Source organism: Halomonas bluephagenesis (assembly GCF_054790765.1).
The window spans coordinates 2,791,127-2,810,211 of the sequence record NZ_CP133631.1; the positions used below are offsets into that span (position 1 = coordinate 2,791,127).

Sequence of the window (19,085 nt, forward strand, 5' to 3'; positions counted from 1 at the left end):
GTCTATGTTGGCGCTAATAACTGCTAAACCAGCGATTCCAGGCAGGATTCAATAATATCCAGCCCTTCGTTGAGGACGCTGTCTTCAATCGTGACAGGCATCAAGAAGCGAATCGTATTGCCGTACATGCCGCAGGAGAGCAGGATTAATCCCTCTTCACGGGCTTTCTTACACAGCGCTGCAGCAAGTTCAGCGTTGGGCGTGCGATCCGTTTTGTTCGATACTAGCTCAAATGCCGCCATAGCGCCCATGTTGCGCACATGGTCAATGCAGTCGAACTTGTTCTGCCACTCGCCAAAACGAGCCGCTAGCTTTTCGCCCAGCGCTTGGCTTTTCTCAAGAATGTTTTCCTCTTCGAACACTTCCAGCACGGCCAGTGCAGCGGCACAGGCGGTAGGGCTGCCGGGATAAGTGCCGCCGAGAGAGTTGGGGCCTGAGGCGTCCATGACCTTATCGGTGCCGACAATCGCAGAGATAGGCATGCCGTCAGCCATGCTTTTCGCCATGGTCATTATGTCCGGCTCAACGCCGCTGTGCTCAATGGCGAACATTTTGCCGGTACGGCCAAAGCCAGACTGCACTTCGTCGATGATCATCAGTATGCCGTGTTCATCGCAAATTTCGCGGATCTTCTCCAAGAAGCTCTTGGACGCAGGATAGAAACCGCCTTCGCCAAGCACCGGCTCCAAGACAATTGCGGCGGTGTCTTTTGGGTTGGCGTCGGTTTTTAGGGTCATTTTCAGACCGCGAATGGCTTCGTCTTCGCTGACACCGTGGTAGGGCACCGGATACGGCGCGCGGAATACCGTGCCAGGCATCGGGCCGAAATCGGTTTGATACGGAGCCACTTTGCCATTCATAGCCATGGTGTAGAACGTACGGCCGTGATAACCACCGTCAAAGCAGATCACGTTAGAACGGCCGGTGGCAGCGCGGGCAATTTTAACGGCATTTTCCAACGCTTCTGCGCCGGAGTTAGCCAGCATTACTTTTGCATGGCCGCGTACCGGTACGATATGGCTAAGTTTTTCAGCAACCTTCACATAACCTTCATAAGGCATCACTGTCTGGCAGGTGTGCATGACCTTATCAAGCTGGGCTTTCACAGCAGCAACGACTTTTGGGTGGCGATGCCCTACGTTCAAAACGCCAATGCCGCCTGCGAAGTCGATAAAGCGGTTGCCGTCGGCGTCCCAGATCTCAGCGTTTTCAGCGCGATCTGCAAAAGCAGTGGCGGGGCTAGCGGCGCCCGCTGCGACATACTTCTGCTTTAGTTCGTTTAGCTCGGCGTTGCTCATGGCTCAACTCCTTTGGATGTTGGGTATTGCTTGCGCAATTTGTGCAGTGTCACTGCTTATAGGACAGATTCAGTCGTCATTGTTTCAGAATCGTTATTTAGACGGTAAAACGGGTGTAATAAGGTGAACAGGGAGCGTCAGTAGATCGATGCTTCTAAGCCTACACATACCTCTTCTCTTAAGTCTAATAATAGAGGGACTAGATCTGGGCCTAAGGAATTGATAGCTGGTTTTGCATAGAAAAAGCCCTGTTGACGAGCAATGCCCGCCCGGGCTAACCATAGCGCCTCTGCGCGTGTTTCTACCCCTTCGGCAATGAGCGTCATGCCTAGTTCTTTGGCTAGCAAAACGACGGAATTAAGCAGCGCTTGGCGACGCGAGTCGTGGTCACAGTTCATCACCAGCTCGCGGTCGATTTTGAGCTTATCCGGTGTTAGATCAGTTAAGAGGTCCAGGTTGGCATAGCCGTTACCAAAATCATCAAGCGCCGTTTTAAAGCCCATTTCGCGGTAGGCTTCGATGATGTTGCGAAGGTGTTGGCGGTCACGTACGCGTTCGGTTTCAGTAATTTCAAAAATTAGCCGATCCATTGGCCATCCAACGCGTCGAGAAACATCAAGCGTTGCTTGAATGCAAGCTTCAGGCTCATAGACAGCATTGGGTAAAAAATTGATCGATAGCGCCGTTGGCATGTTCAATGCGCTTGCCATCTCAATTGCCTTGACACGACAGGCTTGATCAAAACGATAAAGCAGGTCGTCGGTCACCTTGGAAATGACGCTCCAGGCAGATTCACCATTGACGCCTCGTACAAGCGCCTCATGAGTCACCACCCGAGCAAGTGACACGTCCACAATCGGCTGGAAGGCCATCGTGAAATCAAAAGGAAGGTCTCCCTCGCATCGTTTACAGCTACCGTCTACCCGTGCGCAGTGACCCATGAAATCCCCCTATAGCAGTGCGCCCAGTTACTCACTGGCTAATTTTTTATCGTCGTCGCCAGTTAATTTAAATTTTTTAACTATTTAATCATAGACGAAATCAGTTTAGCCGCGTGTTAACTTTTCGTATAGGTTTTGTATAGAAATTATGAGGTGGCGCTTTGCGCCGACAAAAAAGCGCCCAAGTGGGCGCTAAAGTGAGTCGTTAAGTGGACACGAAAGGGCGTTTAACAACGAGCGTTAAATAATGCCTGCTTGTTGCAGAGCGCAGCGCTGTTCGCTGGTAATGCCAAGCTCGTCAAGCACCTGCTGAGTGTGCTCACCTAGTGAGGGTGGGGCTGTCTGGGCGCTGATGGACTCGCCGTTGATACGGATAGGATTCGCGACTAAGTCGACGTGACCTGCTTGGCTGTGGGGAAGCGTTTGCTTCAGACCACGGGCTTTTACATGGGGGTCGTCAAATACGCGATCCAAGGTGTTGATTGGCCCGCTGGGCACACCGGCGGCTTCAAAGGCTGCCAGCCATTCGTCGGTTTTCTGTGTCAATAATCCGGCTCCCAGCAACGGAGCCAATACTCCTCGGTGTTGCACACGTGCGCCGTTGGTTGCAAACCGCGTGTCTAGCGGCAGGCTTGGCTGATCGATCACTTGGCAGAAACGCTTAAACTGTTCGTCATTACCGACCGCAACAATCATATGACCATCTGCTGTGGCAAACGCTTGGTAGGGCACAATATTGGGGTGTGCATTCCCCAGCCGCTGGGGGACCTGACCAGAAGTTAAGTAGTTGAGCGCTTGGTTCGCCAGTACGCCTACCTGCACGTCCATCAGCGCCATATCGATATGGCAACCAAGGTCGGTATCGCGGCGCTGGTAAAGCGCTGCCAGCACCGCATTGGCAGCATACAGGCCGGTGAAAATATCGGTAAAGGCAACGCCGCTTTTGATGGGGCCGCCGCCGGGCTCATGGTCAGGCCTGCCAGTCAGACTCATAATGCCGCCCATTGCCTGAATCATGAAATCGTAACCGGCGCGGTGTGCGTAAGGGCTTTCCTGGCCAAAGCCCGTGATTGAGCAGTAGATTAGCCGAGGGTTCAGTGCCTTAAGGCTTTCATAGTCCAGACCGTACTTTTTCAGGCCACCCACCTTGAAGTTCTCTAGTAGCACATCTGACTTGGCGGCGAGCTGCTTAATCAATGCCTGGCCTTCAGGCTTGGCCATATCCACTGTGACCGAGCGCTTGCCACGGTTGGCGCAGAGATAATAAGCCGACTCTGAACTACCAGAGAGCCATGGAGGCCCCCAGTGGCGAGTGTCATCTCCATTGACGGGGCGCTCTACCTTGATCACATCAGCCCCCATGTCTGCGAGCATCTGCCCGCACCACGGGCCAGCCAGTACGCGGGAAATGTCGAGTACTTTGATGCCTGCTAGTGGTTTGGTTGCTGTGCTCATCGGATGCCTCGCTCGCCGTTTAGAAAAACGCCTGAATACCAGTTTGGGCGCGGCCAAGAATCAAGGCATGTACGTCGTGAGTACCTTCGTAGGTATTTACCGATTCCAAGTTCACCATATGGCGAATAACGCCGTACTCGTCGGAAACGCCGTTACCACCGTGCATATCACGTGCAACGCGGGCGATATCCAGCGCTTTGCCACAGTTATTGCGTTTGATCAGCGAGACCATTTCGGGTGACCAGTTGCCGCTGTCCATCAGGCGACCCACTTGAAGGGCAGCTTGCAGGCCCAGCGTGATTTCAGTCTGCATATCTGCCAGTTTCTTCTGGATCAGCTGATTTGCAGCCAATGGGCGGCCAAACTGCTTGCGGTCCAGAGTGTACTGGCGGGCGGCATGCCAGCAGAACTCGGCTGTGCCTATGACACCCCAGGCAATGCCGAAGCGGGCTTTGTTTAAGCAGCCGAAGGGGCCTTTTAAGCCGCTAACGTTAGGCAGCAGGTTTTCTTCAGGGACAAAGGCGTTGTCCAGCACGATCTCGCCGGTGATGGAGGCGCGAAGTGATACCTTGCCTTCAATTTTGGGCGTGCTGAAGCCTTCGGTGCCGCGCTCAACAATAAAGCCTTTGATTTGATTGTCGTGGGCAGCGGATTTTGCCCAAACCACTGCAATATCAGCAATTGGGCTGTTGGTAATCCACATTTTGGCGCCGGTTAAGCGGTAGCCGCCGTCAACTTTTTCTGCCCGAGTGATCATTGAGCCGGGGTCTGATCCATGATCTGGTTCGGTTAAACCAAAACAGCCGACCATTTCACCGCTAGCGAGCTTTGGCAAATATTTGTGCTTTTGCTCTTCAGAGCCATAGGCTTCGATCGGGTACATCACTAGTGATGACTGAACGCTCATGGCTGAGCGGTAGCCTGAATCAACGCGCTCTACTTCGCGGGCAATCAGTCCGTAGGCCACATGGTTCACGCCTGAGCCGCCATATTCAGGGGCAACGGTCGCTCCCAACAGGCCAAGCTCACCCATTTCGCTCATGATTTCACGGTCAAAGCGCTCTTCACGAAAAGCACTCAGCACGCGTGGCTGCAGGTTTTCCTGGCAGTAGTCGTGGGCTGCATCGCGAATTTGGCGCTCTTCATCGGTGAGCTGGTGTTCGAGCAGCAGCGGGTCGTCCCAGTTGAAGTGGGTCATGGCGTGGACTCCTATGTAATTGTACTGATAGGCCCAATGTATCGCCGTTCTATAAAAATATCTACATTTTAAAGTAAAGAATTTAATGGATAACACGCGCCTTGAGAACGCGAGTAATAATCGGGACAGGTGTCATCAAATGGTCACGCATGAGATTGGCTGCCTGTTCTGTGTCGCGGGCAAGAATGACGTCTACTAAGGCGGCATGCTCTTGTCGTTTGACTTCAAGTGCTTGGGGAGACATGACCGTTTCCTTCAGCCATAGGTGGCGGTAGCGCTCTACTTGATCAAACAGCGTGTCGCGCATCTGTAATAGGTGCGGCGAGTTGCAGCCGCTAGCAATAGCGGTATGAAATGCCTTGTGGCGTAAATCCCAGCCATCGAGTAGTTCATCGGGTGAACTCACTTCGGTCACTTTGGCCAGTCGGTGGGCGGTGGCGAGTACGTTGGCTTCCCAGTCGTCGTCGCCGCGCTCAATGGCCAGGCGCAAAATCAAGCCTTCCAACTGAGCACGAGCGTCGTAAATATCGTTTAGCTCGGCTAGCGACATTGGCGCGACCCGATAGCCGCGCTGGCTAATCGCAATCACCAGGCGGTCGGCAACTAATTGGGAAAGCGCTTCCCGAAGCGGGCCAGTGCTAGCCCCGTAATACTCCTTGAGACGGCTCATCAAAAGCTTCTCTTCAGGCGCATAACGGCCGCGAATAATGTCGTGCTTCAGGGCGCGATAGGCGCTGATAGCGAGGTTGGGGCGCGGCGCATCGTGCTCCATGGTATCTCCTTAGGCCAATATTGGGGCGTGGCGATTAGCATTGACTAACGGTTATTATCAATAAATTTTAAAATTTTGGCACAGGTAACGACATTTATGCGGGGTTCATCGGTGAATAGTGTTGCATTAGCATCTCACGCTAAAGCCGTGCTAACTTCATTGCACCGCGTTTGCTTGCCGTTTACGGTAACCAGAGGCTGGGACTTCACACCTCCTTATCGTCAACCATACTTATAAGTCCAAACAGGACGGAGGAACCGCTCATGCGAACTCTAAAATACACAGTGGCAGCATCTATGTTAGCCGTCGCACTTCCAGCCAGTGCGCAGCAGCTTTCTATCGCGACCGGTGGTACCGGCGGGGTTTACTACCCAATCGGCGGTGGCTTTGCTGAAATGATCAATAACCATATCGAAGGCGCTCAGGCGACTGCAGAGGTCACCGGTGCCTCAGTTGAAAATATGGGGCTGATTATGCGTGGCGATGCCGATTTGGCGCTAGCACTCGCTGATACGGTCTATCAGGCCTATAACGGCAGTGGCGACTTTGAAAGTCGTCAGATTGAGAATACCCGTGCACTGGCCTCTGTTTATCCGAATGCGGTGCAGTTAGTGACGCTGGCTGAGTCTGATATCCAGACTATTGCTGACCTTGCCGGGAAGCGCGTTTCCGTTGGGGCGCCAGGTAGTGGCACCGAGCTAAATGCACGCGCTGTACTGGAAGCTAACGGCATTAGTTATGAAGATTTTACCCCTCAGCGACTCAACTTTAACGAAACCGCAGATGCCATTCGTGATGGTGATATCGACGCCGGCTTCTGGAGCGTTGGGCCTCCCACCAGCTCTATTCTTAACCTTGCTGCTACCCGTGATATCCGTCTAATCGGCCTTTCCGATGAAGAAGTTGCCAATGCCCAGGAAGCAGAAGCGGTGTTCGCGCCCTACCAACTGGCAGCGGGCATGTATGACGGTATGGACGAGGCGGTTCAGACGATCGGTATTCCCAACGTGTTGGTGGTGAATTCTGATATGGACGAAGAGCTCGCTTACCAGCTGACTCAACTACTGTTTGAAAACACCGACGAGTTGATTGCTGTACCCCCAGCCGCCAACGACACCACCATTGAGTTCACCATGAACTCTACGCCTGTGCCGCTGCACCCGGGTGCGATTCGCTACTTTGAAGAAGTAGGGGCTGATATTCCTGACCGTCTGCGCCCTTAACAGTTAAAGGGTCTTGTCATAAGACCTTGCCATAAGGACATTGCCATGCAGTGGCAACAACGGCTGATGGCGCTACTTTTTGTATGTCTACCGCTCGCCGAAGTGGGGGCTTCCCCCGCTTCGGCGATTGCGTCTATGCGTTTAGCCGTGGTGACTGAGCAAGGCGACATCCTTGTGGATGAGCCGGTACCCTCGGGAGGTCGCTGGTGTATCCAGTGGCAGCACTCTGTTGAGCACTTTACGGTACTTGACTGTTATCGCAATGTGGCAGGCGTTATGCAACTTGAGCGTAGTCATCAACCTGACTTTGCCGCAGGGCTTGGCCATATCTTTGGCCGTGGGGTACAAGTCTCAGACGATGAGGGCGGTTATTGGATTAATGCTATTAATGAGCCGGTCGCAAATAACCGTTATGCATTAAGGGTGGGCTCTTCTGCCGTCAATCACCAAGTGGTGTGGCCGGACGGTGAGCATTCACCGGTGAGTTTAAGTGAGTACGCATCCGGGCAACGTGTGACCATCCAATTAATAGCACCTCGCGCCGCCCCGCGTGAATAAAAACGACATTAGTTAACGCTTCCGAGGACGTTCATGAACGAATCCACTTCACCGCCGGTAGTGATGCCCGGCGCGAATGCGATGCAGCCCCGCATTGTACTGTGGTGTATCACCGCGGTTGCGGTGGGGCTTTCACTCTTCCAACTCTACTCTGCCGGTATCCAGCCCCTGGGGCTTTTCTACCAGCGCAGCATTCACTTAGCGCTAATTATGTTGCTGGCGTTTCTGATGTTTCCTGCGTTTGGGCCGAAGCGAAAGCGTGGTGTTTTGGGTTGGGGCATTGATTGTCTATTTTTAGCCGGTGCGATGATGACCGGTGGTTACTTAGTGTTCAATCTAGACGCGATTTTTAGCCGTGCAGGTTTTTGGAATGATACCGATATTTTAGTGGCCTGCATTGCGACGGTCACAGTGCTTGAAGCAAGTCGGCGGGCCGTTGGGTTTGGCATGACGGTGATTGGCCTGCTTGCCATTATCTATGCGTTTGCAGGGCCTCGGGGCGAGTTGCCATGGCTAGGCGAATGGATGCCCGGCATCTTAGAGCATCGAGGCTATACCTTAGATCGTGTCGCGGGGCAGCTCTATTTAGGGCAAGAGGGCATTTTTGGTTTGCCTTTGGGGGTTGCGGCGACCTACATCTTTATATTCGTGCTATTTGGTGCCTTTTTGGAAAGTACCGGCGCGGGTAAATTTTTTATAGATATGGCCTATGCTGCCACTGGTCGCCAACGGGGCGGCCCCGCGAAAGCAGCCGTGCTGGCTTCAGCCGGTATGGGCTCAATCTCGGGTAGCGCGATTGCCAACGTGGTAACCACCGGAGCATTTACTATTCCGCTGATGAAAAAGCTGGGCTATCAGCCAAAGCAAGCGGGAGGAATAGAAGCCGCCGCTTCTACCGGTGGGCAAATTATGCCGCCGTTAATGGGGGCGGGGGCGTTCTTGATTGCTGAATATACCAATACGCCTTATTTGGAAATCGTTAAAGTCAGCATTCTGCCGGCGATTATGTACTTTGCAACGGTGTATCTATTTGTCCATATCATTGCATTGAAACAGGGGATGCAGGGGTTGGCGAAAAGTGAACTGCCGCAAATGCGTCAAGTCATGAAAGATGGCTGGCACTTCCTGCTTCCTTTAGCGGTACTGGTGTGGCTGTTGGCGATGAGTATGTCGCCTATGCGCGTGGGTTATTACGCCGTGGTCACTATCATCGCTGTGGCGGTTCTTCGCTATGCGCTGTGGTACTTCTTTATTGCCCCCAAACAAGGTCAGCCGGTAACTATAAGCCGCACCAAAGGCGTGGTATGGGCAGGGCTTGTGAAGTTGGTTCAAGGCTTAGAGCTGGGTGCGCGTAATGCCGTTGCAGTTTCTATGGCTTTTGCTGTGGCCGGTATTATTGTCGGCGTTGTGGGCCTGACAGGGCTAGGGCTGAAGTTTTCTTCCATGATGTTGGCTTTCTCTGGCGGCAACCTGGTGTTGGCGCTGGTGATGGTGCTGCTGGCAAGCTTGATTTTGGGGATGGGGCTGCCAGTGACCGCCAGTTATATCGTATTGATTGTATTGGTGGGCCCGGCGTTAACCGCTGAATTCGGGGTGCCACTATTGATTGCTCACTTGGTAGTGTTCTGGTACTCCCAGGACTCTAACGTGACGCCACCTATCGCTTTGGCAGGTTTTGCGGGGGCGGCGATTGCGGGGAGCAAGCCCATGGAAACCGGTTTCCAGGCCTGGAAGTTTGCAAAAGGGCTCTACTTGATTCCGCTGTTTATGGTGTTTAACCCAGAAATCATTGTCGGTGGGCCAGTGCTTGTGGTGGTTTGGAATGCGCTGATTGCCATTTTGGCGCTGTGTGCTTTTGCTGCAGCGCTTGAAGGCTATCTGTTTACCAAGATGTCTTGGTTACCGCGCTTGGCGATTGGCGGCGCTATCGTTGGGGTGTTCTATCCCAGTCTGTTAACTGAAATTGCTGGGGTGGTAGTGATGATTGCCGCGATTGGTGCCAACTGGTCCGCCAGCAAGCGCGAGGCTCAGCCAGTAAACAGTTAATCGCAGCACGTTAATGCACACCATAAAAAAGCCCGGAGGCCTTAAGGCCTCCGGGCTTTCGCATTGTGTAGGTCAGGTTTAGAAAATTGACTCTGGCGTACCAGATCCTTGCGAGCCGCTAGCTTCTTCCAGTTCACGACTAATGCGGCGTTGCTGCTGGAAGCTTGGTAGGTGGTCGCGGTGGAATAGCTCAGAAATACCTCCTGACTGTCCATCCGCCAAGCGGCGGCCAGTGGTGGGATCAACCCGTAGGCTTACAATAGTATCTGGACGTTCGGGTAACGCAGAAGGGGTGCCTTCTAACGCATCGCCCATAAAATCAACCCAGATAGGCAGAGCTGCGTTAGCGCCATATTCAGCGATGGTATCGTTGCTGTCTTTGCCGACCCACACAGTGGTCACCAAGTCGCTGTTAAAGCCTGCGAACCACGCATCACGCTGGTTATTGGTGGTACCTGTTTTGCCGACGATATCGTCTCGGTTCAGGCTTAGAGCGCCACGGCCTGTGCCAGAAGTGATAACGTCGCGAAGCATGTCGCGTAGAATATAGACAGCAGCAGGATCAGCTACTCGAGGAGCAACTGGGTACTCTTTACCATCGATTTCAACCGTTTCCTGTCCTTCCGTACAGCTAGGGCAAGCAACCTGAGGCGTAGCCTCATCCACAAGCTCCTCATCATCGTTGCGCGTGACGCGTTCGATAAACCATGGCGCGACCTGGAAGCCACCGTTGGCAATAACGGAGTAAGCGTTGGTCATTTCCATGGGCGTTAAACTGGCGCTGCCTAAGGCGAGTGATAGTCCGCGTGGTAGGCGGTTGGGTGAGAAACCAAACCCTTCTAAATAGCGAATGGTATGGTCTAGCCCCATGGTTTGAAGCACACGAATGGTGACCAAGTTGCGCGAACGAGCAAGCGCTGGGCGCAAGCGCATCGGGCCTTGGAAGTCGCGGCTTGAATTGACAGGGCGCCATAAAGAATTACTGCCGTCATCTAGTACGACGGGGGCATCATTTACCACGCTTGCTGCATTCATATCGCCGTCTTCTAGAGCGGCAAGATAGATGAATGGTTTAAAGATTGAGCCTGATTGGCGCTGAGCCTGAACGGCGCGGTTGAATTTGCTGGCGTTAAAATCAAACCCGCCTTGCAGGGCCAAAATAGCGCCAGTGCGTGGGTTCTGTGCAACCAAAGAACCTTCGGCGTCGGGGCGCTGTGATAGGCGCAGTGAACCGTCTTCGTTTTCAATCACGCGGACTAAGTCGCCGCGAACAGCAATTTGGCTAGCTGAACTGGGTTCTGCGCCTCGGCTGCGTGGGCTTAAATAGGGGCGTGCCCAGCTCAGGCCACTCCAGGCAATTGTTTGCAGTTCGCCACCGCGGGTAAGTACCTGCATTTCACGGCCATTGCTTTCAGCCACAATCGCTGGCTGCAGCAGGCCATAGTTGGGCGTGCGTTCTAATACCTGTAACCAGTTACTGACGTCGCCGTCTACACCTTCAATTTTCGTTTGGCTGCGCTCAGCTGCCTGGCGGGCGGTTTGACGAATTTCCGGTGATTCTGAAAGCTCTTCTTCAAGCCCTTGGGTAGCGGTTTGCTCTTGAGCTTCTACTAAGCTGGCTGCGATATCTTGCTGCTCTGACCCGCGCCAGCCATGGCGTAGGTCGTAAGCTAATAGGCCATTTGCCAATGCTTGGTGAGCATGGGGCTGCATTTCGCTATCAATCGTGGTGTAAATTCGGTAGCCACCGGTATAGGCGCTATCTCCAAATCGCTCTATGGCATATTGGCGCGCCATTTCTGAAACATAAGCCGCATCTACTTCGGTTTGAGTGTAGTGTCGGCGAGCTGTTACAGGCTCCTGCACGGCCGTTAGATAAGCATCATTATCAATATGCCCAAGCTCACGCATGCGGAATAGAATCCAGTTGCGGCGAATAAGCGAGCGCTCTGAATTAGCAAGCGGGTTAAAGGCTGAGGGCGCTTTAGGAAGTCCCGCGATCATCGCCGTCTGAGCTAGCGTTAATTCAGCCAACGGCTTGTCGTAGTAAGTCTCTGACGCGGCAGCGATGCCATAGGCGCGATTGCCGAGGAATATCTTGTTGACGTAGAGCTCGAAAATTTCCTCTTTATCAAGAATCTGCTCCATTTGCAGGGCAAGCAGGATCTCGCGAATTTTCCGAGTGAATGTCTGGTCGAACGTCAGCATATAGTTACGCGCAACCTGCATGGTTATGGTCGAACCGCCTGACTGAATAGCACCGCCGCTTTGAGCCAGTTCCACCGCCGCCCTAGCGATGCCACGAGGGTCAACGCCCGCGTGCTCAAAGTAACTGGCATCTTCCGCTGCGATCAGTGCGTTGATCATGTTCTGTGGGATATCAGCAAAATCGACGGGCATACGGCGTTCTTCACCAAATTCACCAATGAGTTTGCCGTCATTGGTGAAGATGCGAAGTGGTGTATGTAGCTCGAAATCTTGCAACTGGCGAACATCAGGCAGGCCAGGGGAGAAATAGATAGCAGCCCCCACCACTGCCAGCACGGTGGCGCCAATGAGCGCAACGATTAGCGAAAATAGTGACAGGATGAGGGTTCGAAAAAACGTCATGAACAGAGTACACCCGTGGAAAGGATAATAGACACGGTATCTAAACGACCGTATCACGCAATTGGCTGCCATTATAGGAAGGCGAGGCAGCGGTCACCAGTGTTGATATGCCTTAATGCCATTCGCGTGTGACTTCACTAAAAATCATGTAACCTCGAAACTCGCACGATAGGCAGGCGGAGCCGAACCCAAAATGCGTTTACTCAAACCCGGTAAAGGGTTGATTGGAGTCGATATTACATCGGCGACCGTCAAGCTGTTAGAGCTCAAACAGTATAACGATAACTATCAAGTAGAAAGCTATGCTGTTCGGCCGCTGCGAGAAGGTGCGGTTGTTGAAAGGCGCATCCGCGACATTAATGATGTGGCAAATGTGCTCCGGCGTGCTGTTGAGCATGCAAAGCCTTCTACGCGTAAAGCAGCAGTGGCCGTTCCAGCAAGTGCCGCCATTACCAAAACGCTTACTTTTCCTGCTTCGTTAAGCGAAGAGGAAATTGAAGAGCGAATAACCGCCGAATCAGACCGCCATATTCCCTTTCCGTTCAGTGAGGTGGCATTCGATTTTCAGTGCCTGGGTCCTGCTCCTTTCGATGAGGATCAGCAAGAAGTTATTTTAGTGGCGTGTCGTCAGCAAGATGTGACTCAGCTTACCGAAACGCTAGAGCGTGCGGGGCTTGAGCCTGCCGCTGTCGATGTAGAAACATTCGCGATGGAGCGTGCGTTGGCCGAACTACGTCGGCAGTTAAACGTGGAAAATGATCCAACTGCTTGTGTGGGGTTAGTTGATATCGGGGCCAACATGAACGCCTTCCATGTCGTGCGTGGTGGGCACATTGTCTATAGCCGCGATACGGTGTTTGGTGGGCGTCAGCTAACAGATACGATCCGCGAGTATTACCACATGAGTATAGAAGAGGCTGGATTTGCTAAAAAGCGTGGAGGTCTTCCTAGCGACTACCAGGAAAAGGTGCTCACGCCTTTTCTAGAAACGGTGGTACAGCAGGTGGGGCGCTCGCTGCAGCTTTACTACACAGCTGGTCGTCAGCATGAGGTTCAGCATATTGTGCTAGCGGGTGGTTCTAGTGTTATCCCAGGCCTAGCAGAACGTATTGCCGAAGATAGTGGTATGTCGGTAACCATTGCCAACCCGTTTCAACGTATGCGCATTAACAAACGGCTTAATAAAGAAGCGCTAAGCAACGATGCCCCTGCGATGCTAACGGCCGGAGGGTTGGCGATGCGAGTTAGCCAATGAGTATTAATATCAATCTTTTGCCTTGGCGCGAGGCGCGGCGAGAGAGGCGAACTCGGCAATTTTACGGGGTCATGTTGTTTGTGTTGCTGTCGGGCGTAGCGTGTGGCTTTGCGGTGTTGCACGTATATCAACAGCAGTTAGCTGCCCAGCAACAGCGCAATGCCCATATCTCATCTCAGTTAGAGCAGCTAGACGATGAAATCGCCGATGTACGACGTTATCAGGGCGATACGGAACGGTTGGGAGAGCAGTTAGCGCTGTTCCACACGCTTAATAATGAGCGCATGAGTACAGTGAGGCTATTTAACGATATTGCCGCTAGCGTAGCTGATGGTGTCGTCTATCAGCGCCTGTCGCGTAGTGGACAGCGTGTGAGTCTTTCAGCGGTCGCCAGTAATGAGCGTCAGATTTCTGAGCAGCTACGCCAAATTGCAGATATGCCAGGGCTGGGGGTACCGCTGTTTTCTGAGGTTGCTAGCGGCCAGGATGACAGTCGGCGTGTTTTTCAGTTTGAAGTCATGCAATTGTCTCCCGATGAGGCCGTTTCCATGGAGGCATCACCATGACGCCTACTCGTGAACGCTTTAGAAATGATTGGCAGCGCCTGCGCAACGTTGACTGGCAATCGCTGGATATTAAAGAAGCGGGTGAGTGGCCCTGGCTACTTAAAGCCGTTATAGGGTTACTCATTTTTTTGATTGCTCTTTTAGGTATCAACTGGTGGCTAGTGGGGGAGGCGCGCGACTCGCTTGCGACAGAACAGCGCCAAGAAGAGCGTCTGCTAGTCGAGTATCGACGCAAGTCGTCTGAAGCTGCCTTTCTGCCGGATATTCGCAGTCAGTTGACCATTCTTGAAGATCAGATGGTGCAGATGCAGGCGATGCTGCCTACCAGTGCAGAAATTCCCTCTTTATTAGATAGCATCAGTGACGCCGCTATCGAGAACCGGCTAACCATTGAAACTATTCGTTTGCGACCTACGGTTAGTAACACGCACTATATTGAGCACCCTTTAGATATACAGGTGCGCGGTGATTACCATGCATTGGCGCAATTTGTTTCGGATATCAGCGATTTGGCGCGAATTATTACTCAGCATGATTTAACTCTAGTGCCTGTTGATCAACGTGGTGACACGTTACGGATGTCGCTGCTTGCACGCACGTACAGCTACAAGGCAGCATCACAAGAGGGAGCCAGTACGCCATGAAGCGCTTGATAAGCCTGTTGTGTATTGCTGGCTTAGCTGGCTGCAGCGACCCTCAGCTAGGGCAGTTAGATCAAACCCTTGCGGAGATACGCCGTGCTCCTGGTGGAAAAGCGCCTGAAATAGTGGAGAAGTTGCCCGAGTATCAGTCGCTTGATTATCGCTTTAGCGATGCGCGTAGCCCTTTTCTAGCGCCGGAAGGTGTGCGCGAAAACGTATTACAAGTGGAGCAGGCAACGAGCGAGCTTGCCCCAGATCAGCAGCGTACCCAAGAACCTTTAGAACGTTTCCAACTCCAGACGCTGCGCTTAGTTGGTACGCTGCGCATGGGTGGTCAGCAAGTCGCATTGATTGCGCCTCCCGAGGGTGAAGTTGTTAGTGTTCGGGAAGGTAATTATTTAGGCACCAATCATGGTCTTATTAACCAGATTAGGTCACGAGAAATCATTATTGTTGAACGCGTTTTCAGCCCTCAGCAAGGGTGGCAAGAGCGTCAGGCAACGCTCACCCTTGAGGAGTAGCCTTTTTACTTGTTATCGGATATCACCCTATGGTCGTCACACTTCGCCGAATTTTGCTGTTGTTGATAGCCTTGGTGCCGTCGCTCAGCATGGCATCAGTGCTCACCGATTTAGATGTGCGCCAAACCAATAGCGGTGACGTAGAGCTAGTGCTGCAATTTAGTGGCGGCGTTGCCCAGCTAAGAGGTTATCGATTAGACGCACCTCCTCGTCTAGCGCTTGATTTAGCCGATACACAAAGTGCGATTGCCCAACGCCGTATTGCCGTTAGCCGAGGTGGTGTTGAGCAGGTGACGGTGTTAGAGGGCAGTGGGCGTACGCGTCTCGTGGTTGATTTGAAAGAATCTCTTGATTACACCTCTCGAGTGGTCGGCGACCAGCTAAGAATCACACTAACATCAGGTGGCTCTGCGTCTAGGCCAGTGCTCCGGGCTACCCAGCAGACTGCCCAAGCTATCCAGGGGCCGCGTGTTGAAAATATTGACTTCCGGCGTGGAGAAGATGGTGCAGGGCGTGTATTGGTGACGTTTGATCGTGTGGGCGTGGTCGCTAACGTGCGTGAAGGTAGCGAAGGAAGGGTAATCGTCGAGCTGCGTGATGTAGCGCTGCCGGATGCGCTTAACCAGGTTTACGATGTCACCGATTTTGCGACGCCGGTTACCCGCATTACCCCTCGTCTTGGACAGCGTGATGTGCGGCTGGAGCTGCAAACGAACGGCCCCTTCGCGATGATTTCATCACAAAGCGGGCGTACGTTGACGATTGAAGCACAACCAGTGAGCCAAGCTTCACAGCAGGAGCGAGAACAGCAGGAGGAGTCTTTTACCGGAGAGCGGTTAAGTCTTAATTTTCAAGATATTGAAGTGCGTGCAGTGCTTGCCACGTTGGCAGAATTTACCGGCCTGAATCTATTAGCCAGTGATAGCGTTTCTGGACGCATTACGCTTAACTTAAACGATGTTCCCTGGGATCAAGCACTAGCGTTGATCTTGCAAAGCCAAGGGCTGGCAAGCCGAGAACAGGGTAATGTGATCGTCGTGGCGCCTGCCAGCGAGCTAGCAGATCTCGAACGCCAAGAGATAGAGACACGCAACCAGCGCCAAACGCTGGCACCGTTAGTCACTGAGTTTATCGAAGTAAAATACGCGCGCGCCGAAGACCTTGCTCAACTGTTGCGTGGTGGCGACGGCTTTGGCCTGTTAACCGACCGTGGGCGCGTTAGTATTGATCAGCGTACTAACACGTTACTGGTGCAAGATACCGCAGAGCAGGTGCGCGATATTATCCGCACTTTAGACCGCTTGGATGTCGCCGTACGTCAGGTGCAAATTGAGGCAAGAATTGTCATTGCTCGAGATACTGCATCACGAGAGCTGGGGATTAACTGGGGAGTGTCGAGTACTCGAGGCTTTCAGCAGAACGACGATGGCGTTTTTGAAAGGCGCAACGTGAACCCTAACAGCATCAATCGAACCCAGGCGGGTCTGGCCGTTGATCTGGGTTCGACGGCAGCTTCCAATACAGGCTTTAGCTTTGGCTACCTTTCGGGTGATATTTTACTGGATTTAGAACTGCGGGCGCTGGAAAGTGAGGGCAAAAGCCAGACGATTTCACAGCCCCGAGTGATCACTGCCAACCAACGCACGGCTATTATTCGTCAAGGTGAAGAGCGTGCTTTTCAAAGTGTAGATGCACAGGGGAACCCAGATACAGAGTTCAAGGAAGCCGAGCTTTCCTTGGAAGTAACGCCACAAATTACCCCGGATAACCGCATCATTATGGATTTGGTGATTAAAAACGATAGCTTCCGGGAAAGTGAGTTTGGTGGTGACCCGCCGATTGATACCAACCAAATAGAGACCCAAGTGCTGGTCGATAATGGTCAAACGGTAGTGTTAGGCGGTATTTTGACAACAGAACAGTTGAGCCAAATAGCGAAAACACCGCTCCTAGGAGATATTCCTTGGCTTGGGCGGCTGTTTCGCTATACCGAAGAGAGCAATGAAAAGGTAGAGTTATTGGTCTTTATTACTCCACGACTACTTGATGATGGTTTGGCGGGTCGCTGATGCAAGAGTTACCCAATATTTTTTTAATTGGCCCCATGGGGGCTGGCAAGAGCACGATAGGCCGCTTACTCGCGGCTGAATTATCGCGCTCGTTCTTTGACAGCGATCACGCCATACAAGACCGCTGCGGTGCGGATATCCCCTGGATTTTTGACGTTGAAGGTGAGCCCGGCTTTCGTCAACGCGAAAGTCAGATGATTGACGAACTCACTCAGTTGCCCAGCGTGGTAGTGGCCACCGGCGGTGGCGCCGTGCTACGTGAAGAAAATCGACGTGCTCTGCGTGAACGAGGAACGGTCGTTTATTTGCTGACCACTGTTGATCAGCAACTGAAGCGAACCGCCAAAGATCGGAATCGACCGCTATTACAGTGTGATAATCGCGAACAAGTGCTGAACGACATGTTTGCCACGCGAGATCCGCTGTATCGAGCGCCGTCCGATATTACGGTGCGAACGGATCGGCGCAGTCCACGTGCGGTGGTCAACGAAATACTGCGTCGCGTTCATCGCATGGTGGACCCTTTGGAAATTGCGCGGGCTCAAAGTAAAAAGGTATCACAATGACTGAAATGACAAGTGCCCAGCGCACGCTAACCGTCGCATTGGGTGAGCGTAGCTACCCCATACATATTGGCGTTGGGCTTCTGAAGCGTGCCAATGTGCTGGAGCCTTATATCGCTGGTCAGCAGGTGATGGTAGTGACTAATGAGACCATCGCTCCGCTTTATTTAGAAACGCTTTGCGCCAGTCTGCCAAGTCATTTAGAGGTTCGCACGGTAGTGTTACCTGACGGAGAGCAGTACAAAACCATCGAGCAGGTAAGCCAGATTTGGGATGCGCTGTTAGAGGCGGGTTTCAATCGTCGCTGTACGCTGATTGCCTTAGGTGGCGGTGTGATTGGCGATATGGTCGGCTATGCAGCGGCAGCTTATCAGCGCGGCGTTGCCTTTATTCAGGTGCCTACCACACTACTTTCCCAGGTTGACTCTTCGGTGGGTGGAAAAACCGGCGTTAATCACCCTTTGGGTAAGAATATGATCGGCGCGTTTTGGCAGCCGAAAGCCGTCATCGTGGATATCGACACCTTGACCACGCTGCCCAGCCGCGAGCTTTCTGCAGGCTTGGCAGAAGTGATCAAGTACGGATTAATCCGCGATGAGCGTTTCCTAAGCTGGTTAGAAGAGAATATGCAGTCGCTGCGTAGTGTTGAGCCTGTGGTTATCGCTGAGGCGATTGCTCAAAGCTGCCAGATTAAAGCCGACATTGTGGCGGAAGACGAAACTGAGCAGGGTGTTCGCGCGTTGCTGAACCTGGGCCATACGTTTGGTCACGCTATTGAAGCGCATCAAGGTTACGGCAACTGGCTGCACGGTGAGGCCGTGGGTGCAGGCATGGCGATGGCCGCGTCGCTCTCTCATCAGCTTGGCTGGATCGATAGCAATGCACTGGTACGTGCCAAGGCAGTTATTGAAAGTGCCGGATTACCGCTAGCAGCGCCTGCCGGAATGTCAGTAGATGACTTTTTAGCCCGCATGAAGTTGGATAAGAAAAATATCGATACCAGGCTACGCTTGGTGCTGCTCAATGCCCTAGGCGACGCCTGCGTGAGTGATGCTACGCCGCCTGATATGCTGCGTGAGTTACTTCATCACTATCCGCGCGGCTAATTGCCGAGGCGTATTGGCCATTGATAAACAAGTCTGCACGGAAAGCCCACCATCGCGTGGGTTTTTTGTTGTCTGGCCGTTAAGTGATGATCGATTTGTATGTAATCCGTATGCCTTATGCGCTATCGGCATGGGTTTTTTGGGCTTACCAAGACTAAAGTCTAATCGTGAGTTGTTGTCGTTGAAATATCGTTTTAATGCTTTGCAAGTGATTGAAGTTAATATGTTTTTTTATTAACTGCGAATGCAAATGCAAGATTTGA

Annotated in this window: 16 protein-coding genes; 10 read left to right on the top strand and 6 right to left on the bottom strand. The window is 52.7% G+C overall.

All coding sequences use genetic code 11. From position 1 onward, the window contains the following. Positions 1-23: 23 nt before the first annotated feature. The 5 genes from gabT to csiR form a co-directional block, all read right to left on the bottom strand. A complete protein-coding gene (gene gabT / locus REH51_RS12570; RefSeq protein ID WP_498935948.1) occupies positions 24-1,298 on the bottom strand; it encodes a 4-aminobutyrate--2-oxoglutarate transaminase in 1,275 nt (424 codons plus the stop codon). A gap of 137 nt (positions 1,299-1,435) precedes the next feature. Further along, on the bottom strand, positions 1,436-2,239 hold the full coding sequence (locus REH51_RS12575) for an EAL domain-containing protein (protein WP_039868658.1): 804 nt from the start codon (positions 2,237-2,239) through the stop codon (positions 1,436-1,438). 240 nt (positions 2,240-2,479) lie between these two features. Then, entirely contained in the window at positions 2,480-3,694 is a 1,215-nt protein-coding gene (locus tag REH51_RS12580; RefSeq protein WP_498935950.1) for a CaiB/BaiF CoA transferase family protein, read from the bottom strand. 19 nt (positions 3,695-3,713) lie between these two features. After that, positions 3,714-4,892 carry an acyl-CoA dehydrogenase gene (locus tag REH51_RS12585; RefSeq protein ID WP_009722170.1) on the bottom strand — a complete coding sequence of 393 codons (1,179 nt, stop codon included), beginning with the start codon at positions 4,890-4,892 and terminating at the stop codon, positions 3,714-3,716. Between the two features lie 82 nt (positions 4,893-4,974). Continuing rightward, positions 4,975-5,664, bottom strand: coding sequence for a DNA-binding transcriptional regulator CsiR (csiR, locus tag REH51_RS12590; protein WP_498935952.1), 690 nt, complete (start codon positions 5,662-5,664; stop codon positions 4,975-4,977). A 263-nt stretch (positions 5,665-5,927) separates the two neighbouring features. On the opposite strand from csiR, the gene REH51_RS12595 reads away from it, so the two are divergent. From REH51_RS12595 to REH51_RS12605, 3 genes are read left to right on the top strand one after another with little or no spacing between them, the layout of a single operon-like run. Continuing rightward, positions 5,928-6,887, top strand: coding sequence for a TAXI family TRAP transporter solute-binding subunit (locus REH51_RS12595; protein WP_498935953.1), 960 nt, complete (start codon positions 5,928-5,930; stop codon positions 6,885-6,887). A 45-nt stretch (positions 6,888-6,932) separates the two neighbouring features. Continuing rightward, a complete protein-coding gene (locus tag REH51_RS12600) occupies positions 6,933-7,445 on the top strand; it encodes a DUF1850 domain-containing protein (protein WP_009722173.1) in 513 nt (170 codons plus the stop codon). Between the two features lie 33 nt (positions 7,446-7,478). Beyond that, positions 7,479-9,491 (top strand): TRAP transporter permease, encoded by a 2,013-nt coding sequence (locus REH51_RS12605; RefSeq protein WP_498935955.1) that lies wholly within the window; start codon positions 7,479-7,481, stop codon positions 9,489-9,491. 78 nt (positions 9,492-9,569) lie between these two features. Here REH51_RS12605 and REH51_RS12610 read toward each other — a convergent pair whose 3' ends face one another. Further along, complete coding sequence (locus REH51_RS12610; RefSeq protein WP_009722175.1) at positions 9,570-12,101, bottom strand: penicillin-binding protein 1A; 2,532 nt, start codon at positions 12,099-12,101, stop codon at positions 9,570-9,572. A gap of 193 nt (positions 12,102-12,294) precedes the next feature. Here REH51_RS12610 and pilM point away from each other — a divergent pair, with 193 nt between their 5' ends. The 7 genes from pilM to aroB are packed head-to-tail and all read left to right on the top strand — an operon-like array spanning position 12,295 to position 18,822. Further along, positions 12,295-13,356, top strand: a complete 1,062-nt coding sequence (gene pilM / locus REH51_RS12615; RefSeq protein WP_009722176.1) for a type IV pilus assembly protein PilM — start codon at positions 12,295-12,297, stop codon at positions 13,354-13,356. Continuing rightward, complete coding sequence (locus REH51_RS12620; protein ID WP_009722177.1) at positions 13,353-13,922, top strand: PilN domain-containing protein; 570 nt, start codon at positions 13,353-13,355, stop codon at positions 13,920-13,922. Before pilM ends, REH51_RS12620 begins: the two co-directional genes overlap by 4 nt. After that, positions 13,919-14,566 carry a type IV pilus inner membrane component PilO gene (locus tag REH51_RS12625; RefSeq protein ID WP_009722178.1) on the top strand — a complete coding sequence of 216 codons (648 nt, stop codon included), beginning with the start codon at positions 13,919-13,921 and terminating at the stop codon, positions 14,564-14,566. The genes REH51_RS12620 and REH51_RS12625 overlap by 4 nt, the downstream gene beginning before the upstream one ends. Then, positions 14,563-15,084, top strand: a complete 522-nt coding sequence (locus REH51_RS12630) for a pilus assembly protein PilP (RefSeq protein WP_009722179.1) — start codon at positions 14,563-14,565, stop codon at positions 15,082-15,084. The genes REH51_RS12625 and REH51_RS12630 overlap by 4 nt, the downstream gene beginning before the upstream one ends. Positions 15,085-15,113: 29 nt before the next feature. Next, positions 15,114-17,153, top strand: a complete 2,040-nt coding sequence (locus REH51_RS12635; RefSeq protein WP_498935956.1) for a type IV pilus secretin PilQ — start codon at positions 15,114-15,116, stop codon at positions 17,151-17,153. After that, positions 17,153-17,719 carry a shikimate kinase AroK gene (gene aroK / locus REH51_RS12640; protein WP_498935958.1) on the top strand — a complete coding sequence of 189 codons (567 nt, stop codon included), beginning with the start codon at positions 17,153-17,155 and terminating at the stop codon, positions 17,717-17,719. The genes REH51_RS12635 and aroK overlap by 1 nt, the downstream gene beginning before the upstream one ends. Further along, the gene (aroB, locus tag REH51_RS12645; protein WP_009722182.1) at positions 17,716-18,822 is read left to right on the top strand and encodes a 3-dehydroquinate synthase; all 1,107 of its coding nucleotides are present in this window, start codon (positions 17,716-17,718) and stop codon (positions 18,820-18,822) included. The genes aroK and aroB overlap by 4 nt, the downstream gene beginning before the upstream one ends. The last annotated feature ends 263 nt before the right edge of the window (positions 18,823-19,085 follow it).

Coding starts and splice junctions, on each gene's coding strand:
- gabT (WP_498935948.1), bottom strand. CDS start 1,298: ATGAGCAACGCCGAGCTAAACGAACTAAAGCAGAAGTATGTCGCAGCG.
- REH51_RS12575 (WP_039868658.1), bottom strand. CDS start 2,239: ATGGGTCACTGCGCACGGGTAGACGGTAGCTGTAAACGATGCGAGGGA.
- REH51_RS12580 (WP_498935950.1), bottom strand. CDS start 3,694: ATGAGCACAGCAACCAAACCACTAGCAGGCATCAAAGTACTCGACATT.
- REH51_RS12585 (WP_009722170.1), bottom strand. CDS start 4,892: ATGACCCACTTCAACTGGGACGACCCGCTGCTGCTCGAACACCAGCTC.
- csiR (WP_498935952.1), bottom strand. CDS start 5,664: ATGGAGCACGATGCGCCGCGCCCCAACCTCGCTATCAGCGCCTATCGC.
- REH51_RS12595 (WP_498935953.1), top strand. CDS start 5,928: ATGCGAACTCTAAAATACACAGTGGCAGCATCTATGTTAGCCGTCGCA.
- REH51_RS12600 (WP_009722173.1), top strand. CDS start 6,933: ATGCAGTGGCAACAACGGCTGATGGCGCTACTTTTTGTATGTCTACCG.
- REH51_RS12605 (WP_498935955.1), top strand. CDS start 7,479: ATGAACGAATCCACTTCACCGCCGGTAGTGATGCCCGGCGCGAATGCG.
- REH51_RS12610 (WP_009722175.1), bottom strand. CDS start 12,101: ATGACGTTTTTTCGAACCCTCATCCTGTCACTATTTTCGCTAATCGTT.
- pilM (WP_009722176.1), top strand. CDS start 12,295: ATGCGTTTACTCAAACCCGGTAAAGGGTTGATTGGAGTCGATATTACA.
- REH51_RS12620 (WP_009722177.1), top strand. CDS start 13,353: ATGAGTATTAATATCAATCTTTTGCCTTGGCGCGAGGCGCGGCGAGAG.
- REH51_RS12625 (WP_009722178.1), top strand. CDS start 13,919: ATGACGCCTACTCGTGAACGCTTTAGAAATGATTGGCAGCGCCTGCGC.
- REH51_RS12630 (WP_009722179.1), top strand. CDS start 14,563: ATGAAGCGCTTGATAAGCCTGTTGTGTATTGCTGGCTTAGCTGGCTGC.
- REH51_RS12635 (WP_498935956.1), top strand. CDS start 15,114: ATGGTCGTCACACTTCGCCGAATTTTGCTGTTGTTGATAGCCTTGGTG.
- aroK (WP_498935958.1), top strand. CDS start 17,153: ATGCAAGAGTTACCCAATATTTTTTTAATTGGCCCCATGGGGGCTGGC.
- aroB (WP_009722182.1), top strand. CDS start 17,716: ATGACTGAAATGACAAGTGCCCAGCGCACGCTAACCGTCGCATTGGGT.